The sequence below is a fragment of the Thermomonas sp. genome (genome assembly GCF_023953935.1).
Taxonomy (GTDB): Bacteria; Pseudomonadota; Gammaproteobacteria; order Xanthomonadales; family Xanthomonadaceae; genus Thermomonas.
The window spans coordinates 240,343-265,927 of sequence record NZ_JAMLIW010000002.1 but is presented as its reverse complement, the minus strand read 5'-3'; the positions used below and the strand labels follow the sequence as shown (position 1 = coordinate 265,927).

The window sequence follows — 25,585 nt, the reverse complement described above, 5'->3', positions numbered from 1 at the left end:
GGGCATGAAGCCATGAAAACGCAGGCCGGTGAACCTTCCGATTCGGCATGCACTCATGCCGCCGGCGCGCCTTCCGTGGCACGCCGGGGACCGCCGGTCAGCGTTGCAGGCTGAAGGTGATCGGGATCAGTCCGACCGCCTGCACCGTGCGCCCATCGCGCACGGCCGGCTGGAACAGCCAGCGGGCGAGGACCTGTTCGCGCGCGGCTTCGTCCAACTCGCGGAAGCCACTGCTGCGGTCGATCGTCACTTCCAGCGGGCGGCCATCGACGCCAACCAGCACCCGCAGTTGCACTGTCCCGGCAAAGCCGCGGCGCTGGGCGTTGCGCGGATAGACGGGCGGCGGCGCGCTGCGATAGGCCAGCTGCACCGGGGTCGGGTCGAAGCCGGCGCCGATATCCGTGGGCGGCGCCAGATCGTTCAGGTCGGATGTATCAAGAACCGGTTCGGTCCCGGTCGGCATCGTGAGCTGGCTGCTTGTATTCACGGTCGCCACGGCGTGACGCGGCGGCGCGACCGAATGATCGACCCGCGGCGGCGGGAGGACGGGCTTGGGGAGCTCGACCGGAACCACCACGGGTTCCACGGGCTTGGGCAGGAAGACGAAGGTCGGGTTGGCCGGCGCGGTCGACTCGATGACTGGCGGCGGCAGCGAGATCGGCAGCATGATCACCCCGCCCAGCAGCAGATTGAGCGCGAGCGCACTGCTCAGGGCGATGATGCGGCTGGCCTGCGGATGCGGCGCGGAGGCCGGGCGGATCAGGGCGAAACCACCGGCGGATGCGTGGGCTTTGGCGATGGCGTGGATCATGGTCGACCTCCTTCGGGCTGGGTTGCTGACACCTTGAACCATGCAACGCGCGGAGGCGGGACTTGGGGTTGCCGTCCACCGCGACGCGCTTTCAAGCTGCAACGAATGCGGCGATCCGGCAAGCGGGTTCCGACGTGCGGGAAAACCCGGCGGCGTGGCTCCGCAACACGTTGGAGGAAGACCCCTGGGGGCGGCCGAAAGCCTTGCCACGCCTTGGCTTCGGCGCGGTGCGCGGGCGCCACGGGCAACCGATGCCGGGTTGGCGTCGTGGCGACATTGTCTGAACGAACCTGCAACGGCCCGTTGCCGGTGCGGTTTGCGAAGGAGGCGAACGGATCAGCTGCCGAGCTCGAACTCGACTTCCACCTGCACGCTCAGCGTGGTTTCGCCACTGGCAATCGGCGTGGCGACGTCGGCGACCGGCGCGGCCATGGCGCGCATCCGCGGCATTGGCAGGTTGGCGCTGGCACCGCCTTCGTTGATGCGGATGATCCGCCGCACCTTCACGCCGAGGGCGTCGGCATAGGTCTGGGCCTGCGCCAGCGCCTTGCGCACCGCGTCGCGGCGGGCTTCGGCATAGGCGGCCTCCGGATGTTCGATGCCGAACTCGGGGCCATTGATCTGGTTGGCGCCCGGCGCGATCAGCGCGTCCAGCACCCGGCCGAGGCGCGCCAGCTCGCGCACCTTGACCGCCACCGCATTGTTGGCCTGATAGCCGACGATGGCCGGTGTCTGGTTCTGTTCGTAGCGGTACTGCGGTGCCAGCGAGACGCGACTGGTCTGGATGTCGCGCTCGGCGATGCCGGCGCTGCGCAGCGCGGCGAGCACCTCGTTCATCCGGGCGGCGTTGTCGCGCATCGCCACGTCGGCCGCGTCGGCCTGAGTGACGACCTCGGCGCTGACGCTGGCGAAATCGGGCGCCCGGCTGGCTTCGCCGGTGGCGGACACGGTGAGGGTGGTGCCCTGCGCGGCGGCGGCGACGGCGGGTGAAACCTGCTGGGCGGATGCGGTCATGGGCATGGCGGTAGCAAGAAGGCCGGTGAGCAAGAGCGTGCGGAAGGACATGGTGAACTCCGTGATGGGAGAGTAGCAGGCACCCGTTGGCGTGGAATCGAACGGGCACAATGGACAAATGTACGCATCGGGGCGCCGGCCGGGGTTGATCGTGCGGCCAGCCGGGCGTTCGCGCCTGAACGCGGGCTGGTGTGTACGGTGGAAGCGGGCGGGATGGCACCCGGCTTGCCTTAGACTGCACGCATGTTGCATCTGGCCTCGCGCTCCCCGCGCCGCGCCGAGTTGCTGGCCCGGCTCGGGCTGGAATTCGGCATCCTCGACCTCGACGTTCCCGAACGGCAGGGGGCAAACGAAGCTGCGTCCGACTACGTTCGTCGCGTGGCCCGCGAAAAAGCGGGCGCCGGCTTGCTCGCCGTGGTGGCGGTGGCGGGGGCGGTGGTGCTGGGCGCGGATACCGAAGTGATCCTCGAGGGCGAGGTGTTCGGCAAGCCGGCCGACGCCGCGGCAGCTGCGGCGATGCTGCGTCGGCTGTCGGGCCGCAGCCACGAGGTGCTGACCGCGGTGGCAGTGGTGTCGGCCGGGCGCGAGGCGCAGGCGGTGTCGCTCAGCCGCGTCACGGTGGCGCCGCTGTCGGAGGCCGCGATCGCGCGCTATCTGGAATCCGGCGAGTGGCGCGGCAAGGCCGGCGCCTACGCCATCCAGGGCGTGTTCGAGGCGCAGGTCGCGCGCCTGGACGGCAGTCATTCCGGTGTCATGGGCCTGCCCCTGCACGAAACAGCCGGCCTGCTGCGCCAGTTCGGGGTGCTGCCATGAGTGAGGAATTGCTGGTCAATGTGACGCCGCGCGAAACCCGGGTGGCGGTGGTCGAAAACGGCATGCTGCAGGAGCTGCACATCGAACGCGGCAGCCAGCGCGGCGTGGTCGGCAACATCTACAAGGGCAAGGTGCTGCGGGTGATGCCCGGCATGCAGGCCGCCTTCGTCGACATCGGGCTGGATCGCGCTGCCTTCCTGCATGCCAACGACGTGTACTGGGCGCCGCCGCTGGAGGTGGCCGAGAGCGAGGACGCCGCGCCGATCGCGCCGCCGCCGATCACCGAGACCCTGCGCGATGGCGCCGAGGTGATCGTGCAGGTCGTCAAGGACCCGATCGGCAGCAAGGGCGCACGCCTGACCACCCAGATCAGCATCCCTTCCCGCTATCTGGTGCTGTTGCCGCGTTCGAAGGTCATCGGCGTCTCGGCCCGGATCGAAGACGAGGACGAGCGGGCGCGGTTGAAGGAACAGGTCGGCGGGCTGGCCAGGGGCACCGGCCATGGCTACATCGTCCGCACCAATGCCGAGGGCCAGTCGACCGAAGCGCTGGCGGAGGATGTGGCCTATCTCGGGCGGGTGTGGGCGCTGGAGGAGCGGGCGGCCGCCGAGGCCGAGGTCGGCAGCCGGGTCTACGAAGACCTGAGCCTGCCGCTGCGCGCGGTGCGGGACTTGATCCGGCGTGACGTCGAAAAGGTCAAGGTCGATTCCAATGAAACCTGCCAGCGCCTGCGCGAATTCGCCGCCCGCTACATGCCGGCGCTGGCCGACAAGATCGAACACTATTCCGGCTCGCGCCCGATCTTCGACCTGTATGGCGTGGAGGACGAGATCCAGCGTGCGCTCGACAAGCAGGTGCCGCTCAAGTCCGGCGGTTATCTGGTGATCGACCAGACCGAAGCGATGACCACGGTCGATGTCAACACCGGCAGTTTTCTCGGCCAGCGCAACCTGGAAGAGACCGTGTTCCGCACCAATCTCGAGGCCGCGCAGGCGGTGGCGCGGCAGCTTCGGCTGCGCAATCTGGGCGGCATCATCATCATCGACTTCATCGACATGCAGGACGCCGAGCACCGTCGGCAGGTGCTGCGGACGCTGGAAAAATCGCTGACCAAGGACCACGCCAAGACCACAGTCTACGATTTCTCGCCGCTGGGCCTGGTCGAGATGACCCGCAAGCGGACCGTGGAAAGCCTGCAACGGCGGCTGAGCGAAACCTGCCACGAATGCGGCGGGCGCGGCATGGTGCGCACCGCCGAAACCGTCACCTACGAAATCTTCCGCGAGATCGTGCGCGCGGTGCGCCAGTTCGAGGCCGCCCGGCTGCTGGTGATCGCCTCGCCCAAGGTGGTGGCGCGGATCACCGAGGACGAATCGAACGCGGTGGCGGAGCTGGAGGAATTCCTCGGCAAGACCATCCGCTTCCAGAGCGATGCGCAGTATCTGCAGGAGCAGTTCGATGTCGTGCTGCTTTGAGGCCGTGATTGGTGATTCGTCATTGGTGATTCGCGAAAGCAGACGGTTGCTTTCCCCGATCACCAATCACCAATCACCAATCACCGATCCCGGCCAAAGGCCCCGCCCATGACGTTGCCGTGGCGACAGGGGTTGACCTGGCTGCGGCGGCATGTGTCGCATGCGTTCGTCGCGCTGGCGCTGTTGCTGGCGGTGGGCAACGGCGTGGGCATGCTGCTGCTGCCGGTGCTGGAGCGACATCCGCAGCGGGTGGCGGCCTGGCTGAGCTCACGCGCCGGGCGGCCGGTGGCGTTCGACCATCTGAGCACGCGCTGGACCCGCCGTGGGCCGCTGCTGCGGCTGGATGGTCTGCGGGTCGGCAATCCCGCCGACCCGGTGCGGATCGGTGCGGCCGAGGTGTTGATCGCGCAATACACCGGGCTGTTGCCGGGACGCTCGTTCACCGAAGTCCGCCTGCGCGGGCTGGATCTGACCCTGCGGCGCGCCGCCAACGGGCAGTGGCAGGTGCGCGGCCTGCCGGGGCAGCAGGAGGGTGACGATCCGCTGTCCGCGCTGGAGTCGCTGGGCGAACTGCAGCTGGCGCAGGCGCGCCTGCGGATCCTGGCGCCCGAGCTTGGTGTCGACCTGCGCCTGCCGCGGATCGACGTGCGGATGCAGGTGCACGGCCCGCGCCTGCGTGCCGGGGCGTTGGCCTGGCTGCGCGAAAGCACCGATCCGGTCGCGGTGGCGGTGGACTTCGACCGCGTCAGCGGCGATGGAAGCGTGTATGCCGGCTCGCAGCGCGCCGACTTGAGCCAGCTGGCCGGCGCGTTCGCGGTGGCTGGGGTGACCCCGGAAGCGGGCAGCGGACGATTGCGAACCTGGGGGCTGCTGCGTGAGCACCGCATCGTCGGCATCCGGGTGGATGGGTCGCTGCGCGAAGTGGCGCTGCGCGGTGCGGCGTTGGCGGGATCGCTGCCGCAGACGCGGCGCTGGTCGGCGCTCGACGTGGATGCGCAGTGGTCGGGCACGGTCCGGAATTGGCAGCTGCGGGTGCCGAAGCTGCGCATCAACGACGGCCGGGATTGGGTGCTGGACGGCGTGGCCGTGGCCGGTGGCCAGCGTTATGGCCTGCGCGCGCGTCGACTGCCGACGGCGCCGCTGCTGCAGCTGGCGGCGATCAGCAGCGCGCTGCCGGGCGGCACGCGGCACTGGCTCCAGGCCGCCGCGCCGGAAGCCCTGCTGGAGGACGTGGATGTGCGCGGGGCACGCGGTGACGGCCTCCGCGCCAGTGCGCGCATCCGCGATTTCCGCTTCAATCCGGTCCGGCACGAGCCGGGCATGCGCGGGGTGTCCGGCTGGCTGCAGGGCGATCAGGACGGGTTGCGGATGCGCTTTGACCGCAGCGCGCAGGTGGCGTTCGACTGGCCGGCCGGCTTCGGCGTCGTGCATGCGTTCCACCTGGACGGCGAGGCGGTGCTGTGGCGCGAGGCCGAGGGTTGGACCGTGCGCACGCCGGGCCTGAAGATCGACGGCGGGCAATTGCAGGCGCAGGCGCGCGGCGGGATCAGCTTCCGCAACGATGGCCGCATGCCGCACCTGGACATTGCGGCCGACATCGGCGACACCCCGATCGCGTTGGCCCACGGCTTCTGGATCCACCACCTGATGCCCAAGGCGACGGTGCAATGGCTGGATGCGGCGCTGCGCGGCGGCACCCTGCGCCGGGTCCACGCGGTCGTGGCCGGCGACCTGGGCGACTGGCCGTTCCGCAACGAACCGGGCCTGGCCGGTGCCGGCGTGTTTCGCGCCGAAGCGCACATCGACAACGGCACGATCAAGTTCCAGCCGGACTGGCCGGCCGCCGAGCGCATGGATGCCGACCTGAGCTTCATCGCCGACGGCTTCACCGTCAGCGGACGCGCGCAGCTGGCGGGCGTGCAGGTCGGCGCGCTGCAGGCCGGGATCCGGAGATTCAGTGAATCGGAGCTCAAGGTGGGCGCGGTGGCCGGCGCCGATGCGTCGCGTTTCCTCGCCATGCTCTCGGCCAGCCCGCTGCACAAGGACTACGGCGAGGTCATGGACAACCTGCAGGCGGAAGGCTCGGCGCGGGCGACGTTCGACATGACTCTGCCGCTGGGCGCCGACCAGCCGCATGCGGCCAAGGTCGATGGCACGGTGACGCTGGATGGCGTGCGCCTGCGCGAACAGCGCTGGAATCTGGATTTCCAGCAGCTGCGTGGGCAGGCGCGCTACGATCAGGATGGTTTTCTGGCCGAAGGGCTGCAGGTCAGGAATGAAGGCGCGCCGGGAACGCTGACGCTGCGCGCTGGGCCGAAGGTGCGCGACCCCGCGCAGGCCTTCGAGGCGCAGCTGCAGGCCAGCCACGAGATCGGCGGCCTGCTCGGACGAGTCGATAGCCTGAAGTGGCTGGTTCCCTACGCGTCCGGGCGTTCGACCTGGACCGCCGAGATCGCCATCCCGCGCGGTGTCGGGGTCGCTGCGGGAGCCGCTGCCCCGTCCGTTCTGCGGCTGCGGAGCGACTTGGTCGGCACCCGGCTTGACCTTCCACAACCGCTGCACAAGCCGGCGGCGCAGGTGCTGGCCACCGACGTTGCCATCCGTCTGCCGCTGGATCAGGGTGAAGTCGAGGCCAAGTTGGGGGACGTCATCGCGCTGCATGCGCGCACCCGTGGCGACAAGACCGGGTTGCGAATCGTGCTGGGTGGCGCGGCGGCCGGGGAACCACCCGCCAACGGCTTGTTGATCCAGGGCCAAGCCGAGCAATTCGATGCGCTGGAGTGGATTGGCCTGCTGGCCGGCGGGCAGGGCACGTCCCGGCCACCCTTGCTTGGCGCCAACCTCGGCGTCCAGCGCCTGCGCCTGCTGGGCGCGGAGTTCGCGGACGTGAGCTTGCGCATGCAGCCGGCCGGTCGGGGGAGCGACATCAGCGTGCAGTCCAAGGACATCAGCGGCCGCTTGCGGGTGCCGGAGGGTGCGGGTGCCCCCGTCACCGGGCGCTTCGAGCGCCTGCATTGGCCGGCCGCGGTCGGGCGATTTCCGGCGCCGGCCACGACGCGCGCGCCCGCTGCGACCAAGGACCTCACGCCGCAAATCAACCCGGCCGAGATTCCCGCACTGGCCTTCGACGTGGACGACCTCCGGCTTGGCAACACCGCCATCGGCCACGCCCGTTTCCGCACCTCGCCGATGGCCGGCGGGCTGCGCCTGGACGAGTTCGCCACGACCGGCGGCAAGCAGCGGTTCAAGGGCAGCGGGAGTTGGGTCGGGACCGGCGCCAACGCGCGCAGCGACCTGAAGCTGGCCGTGGACAGCGACGATATCGGGGCGCTGTTGAATGGATTGGGCCTGGACGGCCAGGTGGCGGGCGGCGAAGGGACCTTGAACCTCGTCGCGAACTGGCGCGGCAGCCCGGATCGTTTCGATCTCGCCAATGTCACCGCCGATCTGACGCTGGACGCCCGCGATGGCCGCCTGCTGGAAATCGAGCCGGGGGCCGGACGGGTGCTCGGGCTGCTGGGCGTCACCCAACTGCGGCGGCGCCTGACCCTGGACTTCAGCGATTTTTTCGCCAAGGGCTTCGCCTTCGATCGAATCAAGGGCCAATCGCATCTGGCCAACGGCCAGCTGCATACCGACAACCTGTCGATCCGCGGGCCGGCGGCGGACATCGCGGTGCGCGGCAACACCGACCTGCGCAACCAGCGCTTCGACCAGACCGTCGAGGTCAAGCCCCATTCCGGCGGATTGCTGACCGCCGTCGGCGCGCTGGCCGGCGGCCCGGCCGGCGCGGCCGTGGGCGCGTTGGCCAATGCGGTGCTGGACCGCCCGATGCGCGGCATCGGAGCCAAGACCTACCGCATCACCGGCCCCTGGTCCCAGCCCAAGGTCGAGGTGGTGCCGAACGCGGCGCCGACGGCCGCACCTGCGCCCGCGCCGGCCACCGTCGTCCCGGGGTCGGATGCCGCCAGCGCCAGCAAGGCCGAAAATGGCTGAAACCGGTTTGGCCCTGTCCCCCGCCTCTCGCACACTGACCCGCCAATGAATGCACTGACCCTTGCCGAATCCCGCCTGCTGACCCCGACCGGGTTGGACATGGCCACGCTGGAACGCACCTTCGGCACGCTGCTCGGGGCCGGCATCGATTTCGGCGACCTGTATTTCCAGCATGCCCGCCGCGAGGCGTGGAGCATGGAAGACGGCATCGTCAAGAACGGCTCGCACAGCATCGAACAAGGTGTGGGCGTGCGCGCCATCTCCGGTGAGAAAACCGGCTTCGCCTATTCCGATGAGCTCGATGCGCATGCGTTGATCACCTCGGCGCAGTCGGCCCGCGCGATTGCCCGCGATGGCCGCAGCTGCGGCGCGCAAGCGCTGGCACCCAGCGCGGGACAGGCGCTGTATCCGGCGCTGGACCCCGTCGATGTGCTGGACAATGCCGCCAAGGTCGAAGCGCTGCGCCGCGTGGATGGCCTGCTGCGCGCGCTCGATCCACGGGTGCAGCAAGTGATGGTCAGCATCACCGGCGGCGTGGACACGGTGCTGGTGGCGCGCAGCGACGGGGTGCTGGCCGGCGACGTGCGGCCGCTGGTGCGGATGAATATCCAGGTGATCGTGGAGCAGGGTGGCCGCCGCGAGTCGGGCTTTGCCGGTTTCGGGGGTCGCCATGGTTATGCCGAATTGCTGGCCGACGACCAACCGGAAACGTTTGCTCGCGAAGCGCTGCGACAGGCCTTGGTGAACCTGGAGGCGATCGATGCACCGGCCGGGGTGATGCCGGTGGTGCTGGGCCACGGCTGGCCGGGCGTGCTGCTGCACGAGGCCGTGGGCCACGGCCTGGAGGGCGACTTCAACCGCAAGGGCACCAGCACCTTCGCCGGCCGCATCGGCCAGCAGGTGGCGGCGAAGGGCGTGACGATCGTGGATGACGGCACCCTGGCGGGCCGGCGCGGCTCACTCACCATCGACGATGAAGGCACGCCTACGGCCTGCACCACCCTGATCGAAGACGGCGTCCTGGTCGGCTACATGCAAGACACCCACAACGCGCGGCTGATGGGCATGGCGCCGACCGGCAATGGTCGCCGCGAATCGTTCGCACACCTGGTGATGCCGCGCATGACCAATACCTACATGCGCGCCGGCAATCACGACCCGCAGGAGATGATCCGTTCGGTCAAGCGCGGGCTGTACGCGGTGAATTTCGGTGGTGGTCAGGTCGATATCACCAGCGGCAAGTACGTGTTCTCGGCCACCGAGGCCTATCTGATCGAAGACGGCAAGATCACCGCGCCGGTGAAGGGTGCGACCTTGATTGGCAATGGTCCGGAAACCATGCAGAAAGTGGCGATGATCGGCCACGATCTGGCGCTGGACGATGGCGTCGGCATTTGCGGCAAGGACGGCCAAAGCGTGCCGGTGGGCGTGGGCCAGCCGTCCCTGCTGATTTCGGAATTGACCGTGGGTGGGACGATGACGTGATTGGTGATTGGTGATTCGTGATTGGCAAGAGCGGTGACTTGAGGGCCGGGGCATGGCACAAATCGCGTTTTCCTGCTCCGGCTCTTTCGAATCACCAATCACCAATCACGAATCACCAATCACCAATCACCAATCACGAATCACGAATCACCAATCTCGCGCAGGAGACGGTACAACTCCCGATACGCGCGCGGCGGTTTGTTCTTCGTCTGTTCTTCGCGACAGTTGCGTACCAGCTGACGCAGTTTCTGGCGGTCGGCGTGCGGGTATCGGACCAGCAGTTCGGTCAGCGCGGCATCGCCGTCTTCGCCCAGCAGGGCTTCGCGCAGGGCCTCGGCGCGATGCATGACGGCGGTTTCGCGGCGGGCGGTCTCGCTGTCCGTGCTCATCGCGTCGCGGATGGCATCCAGCGCCTCTGCATCCAGCTGGCGCATCTGCTTGGCCAGGAAGGCCAGCTGCCGCTTGCGCGCCCCGTGCGAAGGAATGCGCTGGGTCTCGCGGATAGGCGTCAGCAGCTGCTCGGGGATCGGCAGATTGCCCAGCTGGGCCGGCGTCAGTGCCACCAGCCGTTCGCCCAGCGCCAGCACGTCCAGCGCCGCGCGGCGTTGTGCGCTGCGGCTGGGGCTGAGAAACTCCCCGGTGTCTTCGTCACGTCCTCGCATCCGCACAGGATAAGCCATTGCCCATGAGCCACCACGATGTTGTTTCCGCGCCCGACGACAGCCCGGCGCGGATTGCCCGCTTGTCCGACCTTGCCCAGCAGCTGCTGGGACGTGCCAGGGACATGGGCGCCGACCAGTGCGAGGTGAATTGCAACGAGGACTCCGGGTTGGCGGTCAACGTGCGCATGGGCGAAGTGGAAACGGTGGAAGCCACCCGCGACCGCGGCGTTTCCGTCACCGTGTATTTCGGGACCCGCAAGGGCAGTGCCAGCAGCGCCGACCTGCGCGAAGACAGCCTGGCCGCCACCGTTGCGCAGGCCTGCGCGATTGCCCGGCATACCGAGGAGGATCCATGCGCGGGGTTGGCCGATGCGGGCTTGATGGCGAAACACCAGGCGGAGTTCGACGGTTGGCACCCGCTGCCGTTTGACGCGGATCGGGCCATTGACGTGGCGCTGGCCTGCGAGGCCGCAGGCCGTGGCGTCGATCCGCGCATCGGCAATTCCGATGGTGCCTCGATGAATGCCAACGCCTCGCTCAGCGTGTACGCCAATTCGCACGGATTCTCGGGCGCCGAGCGGTCGACCTCGTACAGCATCGGCTGCGCGCTGATTGCCGGGGCTGGCGAAGCCATGCAGCGCGATGGCTGGTACAGCGTGGCGCTGGCGCCGCCTGATCTGGAGGCGCCGGATGCCATTGGCCGCAAGGCCGCGCAGCGCGCGCTGGCGCGGTTGCAGCCACGGCAATTGCCGACCGGACAGGTGCCGGTATTGTTCAGCGCGGAGATGGCGCGTTCGTTGATCGGCAGTTTCATCGGCGCGATCTCGGGGGGGGCGTTGTACCGGCGCGCCAGCTTCCTGCTGGACAGCGTGGGCACGCGGGTGTTTCCGGACTGGTTCGCGATCGAAGAGGATCCCTTCCTGCGGCGCGGCTTCCGTTCGGCAGCGTTCGATGCCGAAGGCGTGGCCACGCGACGTTCCATGCTGGTCGAAGCCGGCACCGTGCAGCGTTATGTGCTGGGCAGCTATTCGGCGCGCAAATTGGGGCTGCAAACCACCGCCAATTCGGGTGGCGTCCACAACCTCACTGTCAAGGCCAATGCAGGCGATCTTGCCTCGCAACTGGCGGCCATGGGTCGCGGCCTGCTGGTGACGGAATTGATGGGGCAGGGCGTGAATGCGATCACCGGCGACTACTCGCGCGGCGCGGCCGGGTTCTGGATCGAAAACGGGGAAGTTGCGTATCCGGTGGACGGCATCACCATCGCCGGCAATCTGAAAACCATGTTTGCCGGCATCGAAGCCGTGGGCAGCGACGTGGACCTGCGCTCGCATGTGCGCACCGGCTCGATCTGGATCGACCGGATGACCGTGGCCGGCACCGGAGCGGTCTGAGTGGGCTGAAGGGTTTGGGCGTGGACGGTGCGCGGTCTGGAATGCGCGATTCCGGTTTCGCGCCGCCAGCGCTGTTTTGCCCGGGAAGAATGTCTGTCAACTGCGATTGGTATGATGCGCAGGTTGCGCGGCACCACCCCGCGCCTTGGTTCCATGCGGCCGGCCGGCCGCGGCGACAGCAGGTTTCGAAACAATGAACGACACCAGCAGCGACAGCCTCCGCCCGCTTCCGGGCAGCAAGTTCGTCAGCCCGCAGGGCACCCCGGCGATCAAGGACGGGATCAAGCCGAACAAGCTCAGCGCGGTGCCGGACGTGGATCGCAAGCCGGCGTGGCTGCGGGTCAAGCTGCCGACCGGCGCGCGCTTTCAGGAGATCCGCGAGATCGTGCAGAGCCACAAGCTCTCGACCGTCTGCGCCGAGTCCAAATGCCCGAACATCGCCGAATGCTGGGGCCGCGGCACCGCCACCCTGATGCTGATGGGCTCGGTGTGCACCCGCGCCTGCAAGTTCTGCTCGGTGTCGACCGGCAATCCGAATGGCTGGCTGGACCCGCTGGAGCCGGCCAACGTCGCCGACGCGGTGGCGCTGATGCAGCTCAAGTACGTGGTGCTGACCTCGGTGGACCGCGACGACCTGCCCGACGGCGGCGCTGGCCACTACGCCGCCTGCATCCGCGCCATCCACGGCCGCATGCCGCAGACCGCGGTGGAAGCGCTGACGCCGGATTTTGGCGGCAAGCACGAACACGTCGCCACCGTGCTCGACGCCGGACTGGCCACCTTCGCCCAGAACATCGAGACGGTGGAACGGCTGACCCACCCGGTCCGCGATCCGCGCGCCGGCTACTGGCAGACCATCAACCTGCTGAAGTTTGCCAAGGGCTACGCGCCGCAGACCGTGATCAAGACCAGCCTGATGCTGGGCCTGGGCGAAACCGACGACGATATCGAGCGCACGCTGGACGACCTGAGCGCCGCCAATGTCGATGTGGTGACGATGGGCCAGTACATGCGCCCGACCAGGAACCACTTGCCGGTTGAACGCTTCGTCACCCCGGAGCAGTTTCACCAATACCGGGAAATGGGCCTGGCCAAGGGCTTCCTCGAAGTCGTCGCCGGTCCGCTGGTGCGCTCCAGCTACCGCGCCGAGCAGGTGCTGCAGCACAACAACGTCGGTCTCGAACGCGCCGCCTTGGATCCGGTCATCGCCGAAGGCATCCGCGAAGCGGCGTCGATGCGCTGTTGAGCTTGCACTGCGTTGAGCGGGCCGCCTGCTCAGGCGAGCACGGCTTGCCTCGCTGCCGCGGCGTCCGACCTTGCCGTACAACACGCACACCCGTTCGTCCAGCACCTGCACGACAGCCGGACCTGCGCCGGTGGCAGGCGTTGGATCAGCGCCAGTAGAGACGGAATTGCACGGATCCAGCGTCTGCCACCAATCACGGGGGCCCGGATCGCCTCCGCGCTCTTGATTCTTGTGAATGGCAGATCATTCCACCAGCTGCTTCGACTCGCTGATGCCGAGCAGTTCGACGTGTTCGTCGGCCGGGCCGGGTTTGCGGCGGCTGGCGAGGATGCCCTGGGCGAAGACGACGGCGAGGATGATGGCAACGCCGAGATAGAAGCGGGCGTGCAGTTCCTGCTGTTCGTCGAACAGCAGGGCGGCGAGGACGATCGCGTAGATCGGTTCGAGGTTGACCGAAAGCTGGGCGGTGAAAGCCGACAGGTGGCGCAGGGCGACCAGATACAGCGCGTAGGGCAGCAGGGTGCAGGCCAGGGCCAGCAGCAGCAGCCACAGCGCATCGGAGAGCGAGGGCAGGGTCAGCAGCGATCCGGCGAAGGCGGGCACCAGCGCCGGCATCAGCGGCGCCAGCAGGGTCAGCAGCAGGGTGCCAGTGCCCAGTTCCAGCGCGGTGACGGTGAGCGGATCGCCGGCATCGACCAGGCGCTTGTTGAGCGAGCCGAAGGTGGCCACGAAAAATGCCGACACCACGCCGACGAGAATCCCGATGTGCATGCCGGCGGGCACGCCGCCGACCACCAGCCAGATGCCCGGCAGCGACAGCAGGCCGAGCGCCAGGTCGCCGGGGCGGAAGCGCTGGCGGGTGAGCAGCGGCTCGATCAGGGCGGTCATCGGGGTGGCGAAGGCCATGCAGGTGGCGGCCACCGAGGCGTTGGAGAGTTTGATCGCGCCGTAAAAGGTCAGCCAGTGCAGGGCGACCAGCATGCCGATGCCGGCGTAGGCCAGCCGTGTGCGCGTCGACAGGGCCGCCAGCCCGCGCCAGACCCGCGGCAGCAGAGCCAGCGCCACCGTCACCAGCAGCATCCGCCACCACACCAGCGGCAGCGCGGGCAGGGTGATGAGTTTGCCGAGAATCGCGGTGAAGCCCCACAGCAGCACGCAAAAATGGATCTGCCAGAGGGCGCGGGTGGTGTCCGGGTTGCGCATCGGCGCATTATCCGGTTTCGGACGTGGCGCGCGTGGCATGACCGATGGCGGTTCGCGGCACGGCGCTCGCGGCGGCATACTGCGTCTGTTTGCTTCCGGAGCCTCCCATGCGCATCGCCCCGCTGAGTTTCACCCTGGCCGCCCTGCTGACCGTGCTGGCGCCCATGCCGGCGTGGGCGCAGCAAACCGAACGGACGGAGGCAAGGCCATTCCTGATCGACGACAGCCGCATGCCGCTGTCGGCGCAGCTTCCCGATGCTGCGCGGCTGGCGCAGTTCGATGCCTATGTCGCCCGCGTGCAACAACAGTTCAACGTGCCTGGCGTCGCGATCGCCATCGTCGCTGACGGCAAGGTGGTGATGGAGCGCGGCTACGGCGTGCGCGAAATGGGCAAGCCGGCGCCGGTCGATGCGCACACGCTGTTCGCGATCGCCTCCAACACCAAGGCCTTCACCGCGGCCGCGCTGAACATGCTGCAGGACGACGGCAAGCTCAAGACCACCGATCGGGTGATCGACCACCTGCCGTGGTTCCGCATGAGCGATCCCTACGTGACCCACGAGATGCGCGTGCGCGATCTGCTGGCGCACCGTTCCGGCCTGAGCCTGGGCGCAGGGGATTTGCTGTACTGGCCGACCACGACCTATTCCACCCGCGAAGTGGCCGAGCGGCTCAAGGACGTGCCGCTGACAGGTGGCTTTCGCGAGCAGTACGCCTACGACAACATCCTGTTCGGGGTGGCGCAGCTGGTGGTGGAGGAGGCGTCCGGGATGCCGTTCCAGCGTTTCCTGCAGACTCGCATCTGGAACCCGCTGGGGATGAGCGAAACCCGCTACAACAGCGACGATCTGAAGCCCGGCGACAACGTCGCGGTCGGCAATGCGCTGTATGACTTCAAGGACCTGCGCCCGGTCGCCGTCACCAGCTGGCGCAATGTCTCCGGTGCGGGTGGGATTTACTCCAGCGTCCACGACATGGCCAAGTGGATGAACGCCCAGCTGGCCGGTGGCGTCTATGCCGGATCGGGCGAGGATGCCAAGCGGCTGTTCTCCGCGCAGCGCCAGCGCGAGATGTGGACGATGCTGACACCGATTTCGGTGCGGCCATCATCGATCCCCGCGCTGGCCGATGCGACGCCCAATTTCTACGGCTACGGGCAGGGCTGGAACCTGTCGGATTACCTCGGCAACCGGATGGTCTGGCACACCGGCGGCTGGCCGGGACAGGTGTCGCGCTTGACCCTGCTGCCGGACAAGAAGCTCGGCGTGGTGGTGCTGACCAGTGCCGAAGTCGGCGCCGCCTTCAATGCAATCACCTATGAAGCGCTGGACATGCTGCTGGGCAATACCGGCCACGACTGGCTCAAGGGCTATGCCGAGGCGGTGGCCAAGGCGCAGGGCAATGCCGACGACAGTTGGCAGAAACACCTTGCCGCGCGCGATGCCAACAGCCGGCCGTCGCTGCCGCTGGCCCGCTACGCCGGCACCTACCGCGACCCGTGGTACGGCGATGTGGTGATCCGCCAGGGCGCGAAGGGCCTGGAATTGCAGTTCAGCAAGACCGCGCAGCTGCTCGGTGACATCAGCCACTGGCAGCACGACACCTTCATCGTGCGCTGGCGCGACCGCAGCCTGAATGCCGATGCCTTCCTCAGCTTCGCGCTGGATCCCGACGGCAAGATCCGCGAACTGCGCATGGTGCCGATCTCGCCGTTGACCGACTTCAGTTTCGACTTCCAGGACCTGCGGCTGGTGCCGGTGGCGGCGAAGTGAGCGACGCAGCGCTGACCGGATTTTCTGCAGCAACCCGAAGGAGAATGTGATGGCCGATCCCTACAATTCCGGTTCCCTCCAGCCCGGCATCCTTCCGCTGGACGACACGATGGTGACGACGGCGCTGGAACTTCCGGGGTATCGCATCGTCCGCAACCTGGGTCTGGTGCGCGGGATCGTCGTGCGTTCGCGCTCGGTGGTCGGCAATTTCCTCGGCGGGCTGCAATCACTGTTCGGCGGCAACATCACGATCTACACCGAGCTGTGCGAGCAGGCGCGCCACGAGACCTATCGCGACATGGTGCAGCACGCGCGCCGTCAGGGCGCCAATGCCGTGGTCGCGGTCCGCTACGATGCCACCGAGATCATGACCGGCCTGACCGAGGTGCTGTGCTATGGAACGGCGGTGGTGGTCGAGCCACAGCAGCCGTAGCAAGATGCGGCCATGAGCGAAGCGCATCTGTTCGTGATCGGCCTGCTGCTGGCGTGGCTGGCGGGGATCCGCGCGTACCTGACGGTGTTCGGCGTGGGCCTGGCTGGCGCGTTGGGCTGGGTGGACCTGCCGTCTGCGCTGCACGTCACGCAATCGCCGTGGGTGCTGGGCACCTGCGGCGTGCTGGCGGTTGCGGAGTTTTTCGCCGACAAGATTCCCGGTGTGGACTCGGTCTGGGATCTGCTGCAAACGCTGGCCCGGATCCCGGCTGGCGCGTTTCTGGCCGCCGCAACGCTGTCGCCGGACGGAAACCTGGGCGCAGGCCTGCTGGTGCTGGGCGGCGGCGCGGCCTTGGCCAGCCATGGCCTGAAGTCCGGCGTGCGGGCGATGCTCAACACCTCGCCCGAGCCGTTCAGCAACGGCGTCGTCTCGCTGATCGAAGACGGGCTGGTGGTGGGCGCGCTGGCGCTGGCCATCGCCCATCCTTGGCTGGCGCTGGGGTTCGGGGTGGGGCTGAGCCTGCTGCTGGCGCTGGGCGTGTGGGTGCTGTGGCGGCGGTTGTGGCGCGGCCTGCGTCGGCTCGGTGGAGCGCTCACAGGATCGGGCGCCGGTCCGCCAGCGCCGGGCTGAGCCGGATGGGTGGTGAAGCCAAGGCGAACCAAGGCCGAGCGAAGGCGACCATGAACAAACGCCATGTTGCGATGCCGCACGCGATGGCGTGCGCCCGCTAGAATGAGCCATCGCCCGCGCTCGCGGGCCTTCTTTCGCCCTGCATCGACCGATGTCCATTTCCACCGCTCCCGCGCCGCGCTGGCTGGTGCTCAAGTTCGGCGGCACCTCGGTGTCCGCGCGCGCGCGTTGGGACAATATCGGCGCGCTTGCCGCCGGTCGCGCCCGTGACCATGACGCGCGGGTGCTGGTCGTGGTGTCGGCGCTGTCGGGTGTCACCAATGCACTGACCGCAATTGCCGATGGCGCCGCTGACAGCGCGCAGCGGGTGGCAACGCTGGAGCAGCGCCACCGCGACTTCCTCGCCGACCTTGAATTGGACGCCGATGCCGTACTGGGTGAACGCTTGGCCGCACTGCGTGGACTGCTGACCGACCCGCGCGCCGAGTCGCGACCACTGGACTGGCAGGCCGAAGTGCTGGGGCAGGGCGAACTCCTGTCTTCGACGATTGGTGCTGCCTACCTGCGCGCGCGTGGCCTCGACATCGGTTGGCTGGATGCGCGCGACTGGCTCGCCGCGCTGCCGCCGCAGCCCAACCAGAGCGCCTGGGCGCAGCGGCTGTCGGTGAACTGCCAGTGGCAGGCTGAAGGCGACTGGCGCGTACGCTTCGCGATGCAGCCAACGCAGCTGCTGATCACCCAGGGCTTCATCGCCCGCCACGGCGAGGGCGGCACCGCGATCCTCGGGCGCGGCGGTTCCGATACCTCCGCCGCCTATTTCGGCGCCCTGCTCGGCGCGCAGCGGGTGGAGATCTGGACCGACGTGCCCGGCATGTTCAGCGCCAACCCGCGTGAGGTGCCGGACGCCCGCCTGCTGACCCGGCTGGACTATTACGAAGCGCAGGAAATCGCCACCACCGGCGCCAAGGTGCTGCACCCGCGCTCGCTGCGGCCCTGCCGCAACGCCGGTGTGCCGATGGCCATCCTCGATACCGGCCGCCCGCAGCTGCCGGGCACAAGCATCGATGATGCCGCCGAACCTGTGCCCGGGGTCAAGGCGATCAGCCGCCGCAACGGCATCGTGCTGGTGTCGATGGAGGGCGTGGCGATGTGGCAACAGGTCGGCTTTCTTGCCGACGTATTCGAGCGCTTCAAACGCCACGGCCTGTCGGTGGACCTGATCGGTTCGGCCGAAACCAACGTCACGGTCTCGCTGGATCCGTTCGAGAACCTGATCAGCACCGACGTGTTGGCGCGGCTGTCGGAAGATCTGGCGCAGGTCTGCCGGGTCAAGGTGATTGCACCGTGCGCCGCGATCACCCTGGTCGGCCGCGGCATTCGCTCGCTCTTGCACAAACTGCAGGATGTTTGGGCGATGTTCGGGCGCGAGCGCGTGCACCTGATTTCGCAATCGTCCAACGACCTCAACCTGACCTTCGTGGTCGATGAGGCGATGGCCGACGGCATGCTGCCCAAGCTGCACGCGGCGCTGATCGATTCCGGCGCAATGCCGGTGCACGAGAGCGATGTGTTCGGCCCGCGCTGGCGCGAGATCGAAGGCACGTTCCGGGCGCGGCCGGTACCGTGGTGGAGATCTCCGGAACAGCGTCATGCCCTGTTGGACCGCGCTGCCGCCGGCACTCCGCGCTATGTCTACCACTTGCCGCTGGTGCGCCAGCGCGCGCGTGATCTGGCTGCAGTGGCGGCGGTGGATCGCCGCTATTACGCGATCAAGGCCAATTCCCATCCGGCGATCCTGCGGGCGCTGGTCGAGGAAGGCTTTGGGCTGGAATGCGTGTCGCTGGGCGAGGTGGAGCGCGCGTTCGCCGCCGTGCCGACGCTGACGCCGGAGCGGGTATTGTTCACCCCGAGTTTTGCGCCGATCGACGAATACATCGCCGCGCTCGCGCAGGGCGTGACGGTGACGGTCGACAACGTCGAGCTGTTGTGGCGCTGGCCCGAGGTGTTTCGCAACCACGCGCTGTGGCTGCGGATCGACCTCGGTCATGGCGATGGCCACCACGAGAAGGTCAACACCGGCGGCAAGGAGGCCAAGTTCGGCCTGTCGGCGCAGCGGGTGGACGAATTCGCCGAAACCGCGCGCGCACTGGGCGTGCGCATCACTGGATTGCACGCGCATCTGGGCAGCGGCATCGAAACCGTGGGCCATTGGCAGGAAGTCGTCGACGAGCTGGCAGGCTTCGCGCGCCGGATCGGCAGCGTCGAAGTGCTCGACATCGGCGGCGGCCTGCCGATTCCCTACACCGATGATGACGAACCTTTCGATCTCGTTGGCTGGGCCGCCGGCTTGGCCGAGATCAAGGCCGTGCATCCGGAGTTTGCGCTTGCGATCGAACCGGGCCGCTTCCTCGTCGCCGAGGCCGGCGTGCTGCTGGCGCGCTGCACCCAGGTGGTCGAGAAAGACGACGTGGTGCGGGTGGGGCTGGACGCGGGCATGAACGCACTGATTCGCCCGGCGCTGTACGACGCCTGGCACGACATCGCCAACCTGTCGCGACTGGAGGCGGACGCACACGCAGACTTCGACGTGGTCGGGCCGATCTGTGAATCCAGCGACGTGTTCGGCCATCGGGTCAAGCTGCCGGCCGCCACCGCGCCCGACGACGTGCTGCTGATCGCCGACGCCGGCGCCTACGGTTTCACCATGGCCAGCGCCTACAATCTGCGGACGCTGCCGGCGGAAGACATCCTGTAACGGGGCCGGGCCGCACGAGACGCCATGACCGACTGGACTTTCCACCGCGATCAGATCCGCACGTTCCGCTTCGTGCGCAGCCGCTTCGATGCGCGCACCGGCGTTGCGCAGCTGATCTATGTCTTCGACGACGGCCCGGAGCTGGTCGAAACCGTCACCGTGCCGGGTGCGCCCTTTGTCATGGACGACGCCCGCGCCGCCGCCGCGCAGCGCGCGCTGCGCCTGCTGCATCTGATCGCGGGAGTGAGCTATTACAAGGCGGCGGTGCCGGCCGAAATCCGCATCGAAGACGAGGGCATCGATGCCGCCACCGCCGCGCTGCTGGAGCTGATTTATCGCAACGGCCTGGGCGAATTCGCCTACCGCAACGGGCTGGAGTTGCGTGACAGGATTCGCTTCCCCGCTCTGCTCCCCTCTCCCCCCGGGAGAGGGGCTGGGGGTGAGGGTAGGGGTGATAGCGCTGTCTCCGATGCAGTATCGGTCGAGTCCGAACCCTCACCCCAACCCCTCTCCCGGGGGGAGAGGGGCTTGCCAGCCGCGCTCGGCTTGCGCCCGCATGCCTTGGTCGCCATCGGCGGCGGCAAGGACTCGCTGGTCAGTATCGAAGCGCTGCGCGGCGCGGGCGTCGAACAAACCGTCACCTGGATCGGCGGCTCGCAGCTGATCGCCGCCTGCGCGGCGCGCACCGGCCTGCCCACCCTCAACATCGGCCGCCAGCTGGCGCCGCAGCTGTTCGACTTCAACCGCCGGGGTGCCTGGAATGGGCACATCCCGGTGACCGCGGTGAATTCGGCGATCCTGGCATTCGCCGCCGTGCTGCTGGGCGTGAATCAGGTGGTGTTCTCCAACGAGCGTTCGGCCAGCTACGGTTCGCTGATTCCCGGCACCGGCGAGGTGAACCACCAATGGTCGAAGGGCTGGGCGTTCGAGGCCGCGTTCGGCGAGCACCTGCAACGCCATGTCGCCGCCGACTTGGACTATTACTCGCTGCTGCGGCCGCTCTCCGAGCTGGCGGTGGCGCGCCAGTTCGCGAAAAGCGACCGCTATGACGATTGCTTTTCCAGCTGCAACCGCAATTTCCACATCCTTGGCGAACGCCCGACCTCGCGCTGGTGCGGGGTCTGTCCGAAGTGCCTGTTCGTGTTCCTCGCGCTGGCGCCGTTCCTGCCCAAGCTGCGGCTGGTCGGGATTGTCGGCCGCAACCTGCTGGATGATCCGGACCTGATCCCCGGCTATGACGCCTTGCTTGAATTCGGCAACCACAAGCCGTTTGAATGCGTGGGCGAAGGCCGCGAATCGCGCGCGGCGATGGCGGCGCTGGCACAGCGCCCGGAATGGCGCGAGGACGCCGTGATCAAGCGTTTCGCCAAGCTGATCGCGCCGCAGCTCGATCCTGCGGAACTGGCGGTCGAACCGCTGTTGGCGCTGCACGACGAACGCCGCATTCCCGCCGCGCTGTGGGAGCGCCTGCGTGACCGCTTCGCTGCCTGAGCATTTGCGCTTTGGCGACCTGGCCGGGCGTCGGCTGGCGCTGTGGGGCTGGGGCCACGAGGGCCATGCGGTTTACCATGCGCTGCGCACGCGCCTGCCGCAGCAGCCGCTGACCCTTCTGTGCAGCGACGCCGAGGCGGCCGAAGCGGCGGCGCTGGGCGATGCGGCGTTGCAGGTCGAAACCGAGGCAACGGGCGAGGCCTTGTCGGCGTTCGATGTGGTCATCAAATCCCCGGGGATCAGTCCGAACAAGCCGGAAGCCATCCAGGCCGCGCAGCACGGGACGCGCTTCCTCGGCGGCACCGCGCTGTGGTTTGCCGAGCATGCGCAAGACGGCACCATGGCGCGCACCTTCTGCGTCACCGGCACCAAGGGCAAGAGCACCACCACCGCGCTGCTGGCGCACCTGCTGCGTTCAGCGGGGCTGCGCACGGCCCTGGCCGGCAATATCGGCGTGCCGCTGCTGGAATTGCTGGGTGCACAGGCCGATGCCTGGGCAATTGAACTCTCCAGCTACCAGACCCGCGACGTGGCCGCATCGGGTGCGCATCCGCACATCGCCATCGTCACCAACCTGCATCCCGAGCATCTGGATTGGCATGGCAGCGAGGCGCGCTATTACGCCGACAAGCTGGCATTGGTGACGGAAGCGAAGCCGCGGTTCGCCGTGCTCAACGCCGCCGATCCACTGCTGGCGCAGTTGCGCCTGCCGGACAGCGAGATCCGCTGGTATGGCAATGCGCAGGGCTGGCATCTGCGTGAAGATGCGCTTTTTCGCGGTGACCGCCTCGTGATGGACACCGGCGCGCTGCCGCTGCCCGGCCAGCACAATCGCAGCAACCTGTGCGCCGTGCTCACCGCGCTGGAAGCCTTCGGGTTGGATGCGGTGGCGCTGGCGCCGCACGCGCTGGACTTCCGCCCGCTGCCGCACCGCCTGCAGCCGCTGGGCGAACGCGACGGCATCCTCTACGTCAACGATTCCATCAGCACCACGCCGATGGCGACGCTGGCGGCGTTGGAGTTGTACGCGCAGCGCCCGGTGGCGGTGCTGGTCGGCGGCCACGATCGCGGCCTGCCGTGGGACGAATTCGCCGAGGCGATGCGCGTGCGTGCGCCGAAGGCCATCGTCACGATGGGTCAGAACGGGCCGCGAATTCATTCTCTGCTCGCACCCATCGCTTCGGCCTCGGGCTTCGTGCTGCAAGCCGCGAACGATCTTGCCGACGCGGTGGCAACGGCGCGTGCAGCGCTGCCCGCAGGTGGGGTAATCCTGTTGTCGCCCGGTGCGCCCAGCTTCGGCCCGTACCGCAATTACGTCGAGCGTGGACGCCATTTCGCACGGCTGGCCGGCTTCGACCCGGACGCGATTGCCGGCATTGCCGGCATGGGGATTGCTTGAGATTCCCGGCGGACGGCGGCGCGCCTTCCGCCGCCGCGGACTTCACGCGCGCTGAATCCCGCTCGGTTAGCGTATCGGGATCTTCGCGGGGAACTTCCATGCGCCGCTTGCTTGCCGTCGTTATCCTGCTGCTGTGTTCGTTGCCGGGGTTGGCGAAGATGCAGACCAAAGCCGTGGCCTGGACGTCGGGCCAGACGCAGTTCCAGGGCTACGTGGTCTACGACGATGCCATCACCGCCAAGCGGCCGGGCCTGCTGATGGTGCCGGACTGGTATGGCGTGACGGCGTCGGCGCTGGACAAGGCGCGCCAGCTGGCCGGGCGCGAGTACGTGGTGTTCGTGGTTGACATGTACGGCAAGGGCGTGCGGCCGCAAAGCGACGGCCAGGCCCAGGGCTTGGTGTTGCCCTTGCTGTCGCAGCCCGAGCAGATGCGGACACGCATGCAGGCAGCACTGGCGGCCTTCAAGGCGCAGGCCGGGCGGGTGCCGCTGGATACCAGCCGGATTGGCGCATTCGGCTTCTGCTTTGGCGGTTCGTCGGTGCTGGAACTGGCGCGCAGTGGCGCGCAATTGGCCGGGATCGTCACCTTCCACGGGGGCTTGCAGACACGGTCGCCGGCACTGCCCGGGGCCGTCAAGACCCCGCTGCTGATACTCAACGGCGCCTCCGACCTGACCCAGAGGTCAGCTGTGCAGCCGTTCGAAGACGAAATGACGGCAGCCGGCGCCGACTGGCAGTTCGTCAATTTCGGCGGCGCGGTGCACTGCTTCGCGCTGGAAATCGCCAACCGCCCCGGCTGCAAATACGACCCGCGTGCGGCCAAGCGGGCCTACGCGATGATGCACGCATTCTTTGCCGAGCGGTTCGCGTCGAACAGGTGAGGTGATGGCATGGACAGCACGCGGCAGATGACGATCCTCGCCACATCGCCCGCACCCGAACGGTCGGGCAGCGCCGACTTCCCGTATGCACAGGCGGTGGCGTGATGCTGGAAGTGGCAGTCATTGTCATGGCGCTGGTGTTTGTGGTCTGGTTCTTCGCCCTGTTCCGGTTCCACCTGGCACTGGAAAAGGCCGACCCCGCGCTGTCGCGGGAGATCGGCAAGCCGTCCTTGTTCTGGACCGCGTTCAACGGCCACAGCCATCTGGTCAACCTGATGCGGCGCCACGATCTTGCCGATGGCCGCTATGCGCCGCTGGCCGGAATGGCCACGTTCCTGCGCGTGTGGGCGTTCCTGCTGCTGGCGTCGATGGCGTGGGTGAGCTGGGCTTATTGGCAGACACCGGGGTTTTGAACATGGCGCTCAGTGATCGCGCCCGAGTGCGTAACGCGCCAGCCCGCGCAAGGCGTCCGTGAACGGGGTGTCCGGGAGCGCGCCCAGCGCGTTTTCCGCCGCGTCCGCGTAGGCCTGTGCCCGCTGCCGGCTGTAGTCGAGGCTGGCGCAGCGCTGGATCGCGGCCTGCGCCACCGCCAGACCGTCGCGGTGGCCGCGTTCGATGATGCCGCGCAGTGCGGTGCGCGTGTCGGCGTCCGCATGCGCCATTGCGTGGATCAGCGGCAGGGTGGCCTTGCCTTCGGCGAGGTCATCGCCGAGGTTCTTGCCCAGCGTGGCCGCATCCGAGGCGTAGTCCAGCACATCGTCGGCGATCTGGAAGGCGTAGCCGAGATTCAGGCCGTAGCCGCGCAGGGCGGTGCAGGTCGCGGCATCGGCGCCGGCCAGGTGGCCGCCCAATTCCGCCGCCGCCGCGAACAGGATCGCGGTCTTGCGCTCGATCACCCGCAGGTAGGCGGCCTCGTCGGTGTCCGGGTTGTGGACGTGCAGCAGCTGCAGCACCTCACCTTCGGCGATCGTGTTGGTGGTGTCGGCCAGCAGTTTCATCACCGGCATCCGGTCCAGTTCGACCATCAGCTGGAAGCTGCGCGAATACAGGAAATCCCCGACCAGCACCGAGGCGGCGTTGCCCCAGACGGCATTGGCGGTCTGGTGTCCGCGGCGGAGGTCGGATTCATCGACCACATCATCGTGCAGCAAGGTGGCGGTATGGATGAACTCGACCACCGCCGCAAGCTGGTGCACGTCCGCGCCGCCGTGGCCGAGCGCGCGTGCGGACAGCAGCAGCAGCATCGGCCGCAGACGTTTGCCGCCGGCACCGATGATGTATTCGGCCACCTGCCGGATGAGGACAACGTCCGAATCCAGGCGCTTGCGGATCAGCGCGTCCAGCGCCGCCATGTCGGGCGCGGTCAGGGCCTGGATCGTCTTCAGGTCGGGTGCGGCGGGGGAGGCAGGCATGGGCAGACTCGAATTCGACCGCCCAGTATAAGGAATGCGGCATTTTCCGACCCCGATTCGCGGGTTTTGCCGGCTGCGCGGGCCGCCCGGCTATACTTCAATGGTCACGCCCGATCGGGGCGATACGAGACAAGGAAGAGCCATGGCACGCGGCGTGAACAAGGTCATCTTGATTGGCAATCTGGGCGGCGATCCAGAGGTCCGCTATACCCAAAGCGGTGCGGCGATGACCACGTTGAGCATTGCCACCACCTCATCGCGCAAGGATCGCGACGGGAACTGGCAGGAAAAAACCGAATGGCACCGGGTCAAGGTGTTCGGCAAGACCGCCGAGACCGCCGGCAAATACCTGACCAAGGGCGGGCAGGTCTACATCGAGGGGCACCTTGAGTACGGCTCCTACGAAAAAGAAGGTGTCAAGCACTTCACCTCCGACATCATCTGCGACGAAATGCAGATGCTGGGCGGCCGTGGCGGTGAAGGCGGCGGCTACGCACGTGGCGGCGGCTCGCAAGAGGGTGGCTACTCGCGTGGCGGCGGCGAGCGCCCGCAGCGCAGCGCTCCGGCGCCGCGCGGCGAATCCGGCGCGGCTCCGTCGAAGCCGGCCGAGTTCGGCAACGATGTGCCGTTTGCCGATGACGATATCCCGTTCTAGCGAACACATCCGTAGAGGCGTTGATAAAGAGTCAGAAAGGCCCCGTCACTACGGGGCC

Annotated in this window: 20 protein-coding genes; 15 read left to right on the top strand and 5 right to left on the bottom strand. The window is 68.0% G+C overall.

Features of this window, described 5'->3' with window-relative positions; all coding sequences use genetic code 11:
• Positions 1 to 97: 97 nt before the first annotated feature.
• Positions 98 to 811: an energy transducer TonB gene (locus tag M9902_RS04005; protein WP_297221278.1), complete on the bottom strand. Its 714-nt coding sequence runs from the start codon at positions 809 to 811 to the stop codon at positions 98 to 100.
• A 336-nt stretch (positions 812 to 1,147) separates the two neighbouring features.
• Positions 1,148 to 1,825, bottom strand: coding sequence for an SIMPL domain-containing protein (locus M9902_RS04000; RefSeq protein ID WP_297221277.1), 678 nt, complete (start codon positions 1,823 to 1,825; stop codon positions 1,148 to 1,150).
• 243 nt (positions 1,826 to 2,068) lie between these two features.
• Between M9902_RS04000 and M9902_RS03995 the strand changes: the two genes are divergently transcribed.
• From M9902_RS03995 to tldD, 4 genes are all read left to right on the top strand, one after another.
• Complete coding sequence (locus M9902_RS03995; RefSeq protein WP_297221276.1) at positions 2,069 to 2,638, top strand: nucleoside triphosphate pyrophosphatase; 570 nt, start codon at positions 2,069 to 2,071, stop codon at positions 2,636 to 2,638.
• Positions 2,635 to 4,113, top strand: a complete 1,479-nt coding sequence (rng, locus tag M9902_RS03990) for a ribonuclease G (RefSeq protein ID WP_297221275.1) — start codon at positions 2,635 to 2,637, stop codon at positions 4,111 to 4,113. Before M9902_RS03995 ends, rng begins: the two co-directional genes overlap by 4 nt.
• Before the next feature lie 108 nt (positions 4,114 to 4,221).
• On the top strand, positions 4,222 to 8,109 hold the full coding sequence (locus M9902_RS03985; protein WP_297221274.1) for a YhdP family protein: 3,888 nt from the start codon (positions 4,222 to 4,224) through the stop codon (positions 8,107 to 8,109).
• Between the two features lie 45 nt (positions 8,110 to 8,154).
• Positions 8,155 to 9,594, top strand: a complete 1,440-nt coding sequence (tldD, locus tag M9902_RS03980; RefSeq protein WP_297221273.1) for a metalloprotease TldD — start codon at positions 8,155 to 8,157, stop codon at positions 9,592 to 9,594.
• 140 nt (positions 9,595 to 9,734) lie between these two features.
• Here tldD and yjgA read toward each other — a convergent pair whose 3' ends face one another.
• Positions 9,735 to 10,256, bottom strand: a complete 522-nt coding sequence (gene yjgA, locus M9902_RS03975) for a ribosome biogenesis factor YjgA (protein WP_297172156.1) — start codon at positions 10,254 to 10,256, stop codon at positions 9,735 to 9,737.
• A 23-nt stretch (positions 10,257 to 10,279) separates the two neighbouring features.
• Here yjgA and pmbA point away from each other — a divergent pair, with 23 nt between their 5' ends.
• Both pmbA and lipA read left to right on the top strand, forming a co-directional pair.
• The gene (pmbA, locus tag M9902_RS03970; protein WP_297172154.1) at positions 10,280 to 11,650 is read left to right on the top strand and encodes a metalloprotease PmbA; all 1,371 of its coding nucleotides are present in this window, start codon (positions 10,280 to 10,282) and stop codon (positions 11,648 to 11,650) included.
• A 193-nt stretch (positions 11,651 to 11,843) separates the two neighbouring features.
• Positions 11,844 to 12,896 (top strand): lipoyl synthase, encoded by a 1,053-nt coding sequence (gene lipA, locus M9902_RS03965; RefSeq protein WP_297221272.1) that lies wholly within the window; start codon positions 11,844 to 11,846, stop codon positions 12,894 to 12,896.
• Between the two features lie 243 nt (positions 12,897 to 13,139).
• On the opposite strand, the gene M9902_RS03960 is transcribed toward lipA, so the two are convergent.
• Complete coding sequence (locus tag M9902_RS03960; protein WP_297172150.1) at positions 13,140 to 14,099, bottom strand: DMT family transporter; 960 nt, start codon at positions 14,097 to 14,099, stop codon at positions 13,140 to 13,142.
• Between the two features lie 230 nt (positions 14,100 to 14,329).
• Here M9902_RS03960 and M9902_RS03955 point away from each other — a divergent pair, with 230 nt between their 5' ends.
• The 8 genes from M9902_RS03955 (at position 14,330) to M9902_RS03920 (ending at position 23,873) form a co-directional block, all read left to right on the top strand.
• Entirely contained in the window at positions 14,330 to 15,871 is a 1,542-nt protein-coding gene (locus M9902_RS03955; protein ID WP_297221336.1) for a serine hydrolase, read from the top strand.
• Positions 15,872 to 15,920: 49 nt separating this feature from the next.
• Complete coding sequence (locus M9902_RS03950) at positions 15,921 to 16,304, top strand: YbjQ family protein (protein ID WP_297172148.1); 384 nt, start codon at positions 15,921 to 15,923, stop codon at positions 16,302 to 16,304.
• Between the two features lie 12 nt (positions 16,305 to 16,316).
• Positions 16,317 to 16,934, top strand: a complete 618-nt coding sequence (locus M9902_RS03945; protein WP_297221271.1) for a DUF4126 domain-containing protein — start codon at positions 16,317 to 16,319, stop codon at positions 16,932 to 16,934.
• Positions 16,935 to 17,085: 151 nt separating this feature from the next.
• Positions 17,086 to 19,689, top strand: a complete 2,604-nt coding sequence (locus M9902_RS03940; RefSeq protein WP_297221270.1) for a bifunctional aspartate kinase/diaminopimelate decarboxylase — start codon at positions 17,086 to 17,088, stop codon at positions 19,687 to 19,689.
• 24 nt (positions 19,690 to 19,713) lie between these two features.
• Positions 19,714 to 21,180: a UDP-N-acetyl-alpha-D-muramoyl-L-alanyl-L-glutamate epimerase gene (gene murL / locus M9902_RS03935; protein ID WP_297221269.1), complete on the top strand. Its 1,467-nt coding sequence runs from the start codon at positions 19,714 to 19,716 to the stop codon at positions 21,178 to 21,180.
• Positions 21,181 to 21,184: 4 nt separating this feature from the next.
• Positions 21,185 to 22,579 carry a UDP-N-acetylmuramoyl-L-alanine--D-glutamate ligase gene (murD, locus tag M9902_RS03930; protein ID WP_297221335.1) on the top strand — a complete coding sequence of 465 codons (1,395 nt, stop codon included), beginning with the start codon at positions 21,185 to 21,187 and terminating at the stop codon, positions 22,577 to 22,579.
• Positions 22,580 to 22,677: 98 nt separating this feature from the next.
• Entirely contained in the window at positions 22,678 to 23,460 is a 783-nt protein-coding gene (locus M9902_RS03925) for a dienelactone hydrolase family protein (RefSeq protein ID WP_297221268.1), read from the top strand.
• A gap of 113 nt (positions 23,461 to 23,573) precedes the next feature.
• On the top strand, positions 23,574 to 23,873 hold the full coding sequence (locus tag M9902_RS03920) for a hypothetical protein (protein ID WP_297172133.1): 300 nt from the start codon (positions 23,574 to 23,576) through the stop codon (positions 23,871 to 23,873).
• A gap of 9 nt (positions 23,874 to 23,882) precedes the next feature.
• Here the strand turns inward: M9902_RS03920 and M9902_RS03915 are convergent, their stop codons facing one another.
• Positions 23,883 to 24,872, bottom strand: coding sequence for a polyprenyl synthetase family protein (locus M9902_RS03915; RefSeq protein ID WP_297221267.1), 990 nt, complete (start codon positions 24,870 to 24,872; stop codon positions 23,883 to 23,885).
• 142 nt (positions 24,873 to 25,014) lie between these two features.
• On the opposite strand from M9902_RS03915, the gene ssb reads away from it, so the two are divergent.
• Positions 25,015 to 25,527, top strand: coding sequence for a single-stranded DNA-binding protein (gene ssb, locus M9902_RS03910; protein WP_297172128.1), 513 nt, complete (start codon positions 25,015 to 25,017; stop codon positions 25,525 to 25,527).
• Positions 25,528 to 25,585: the final 58 nt, after the last annotated feature.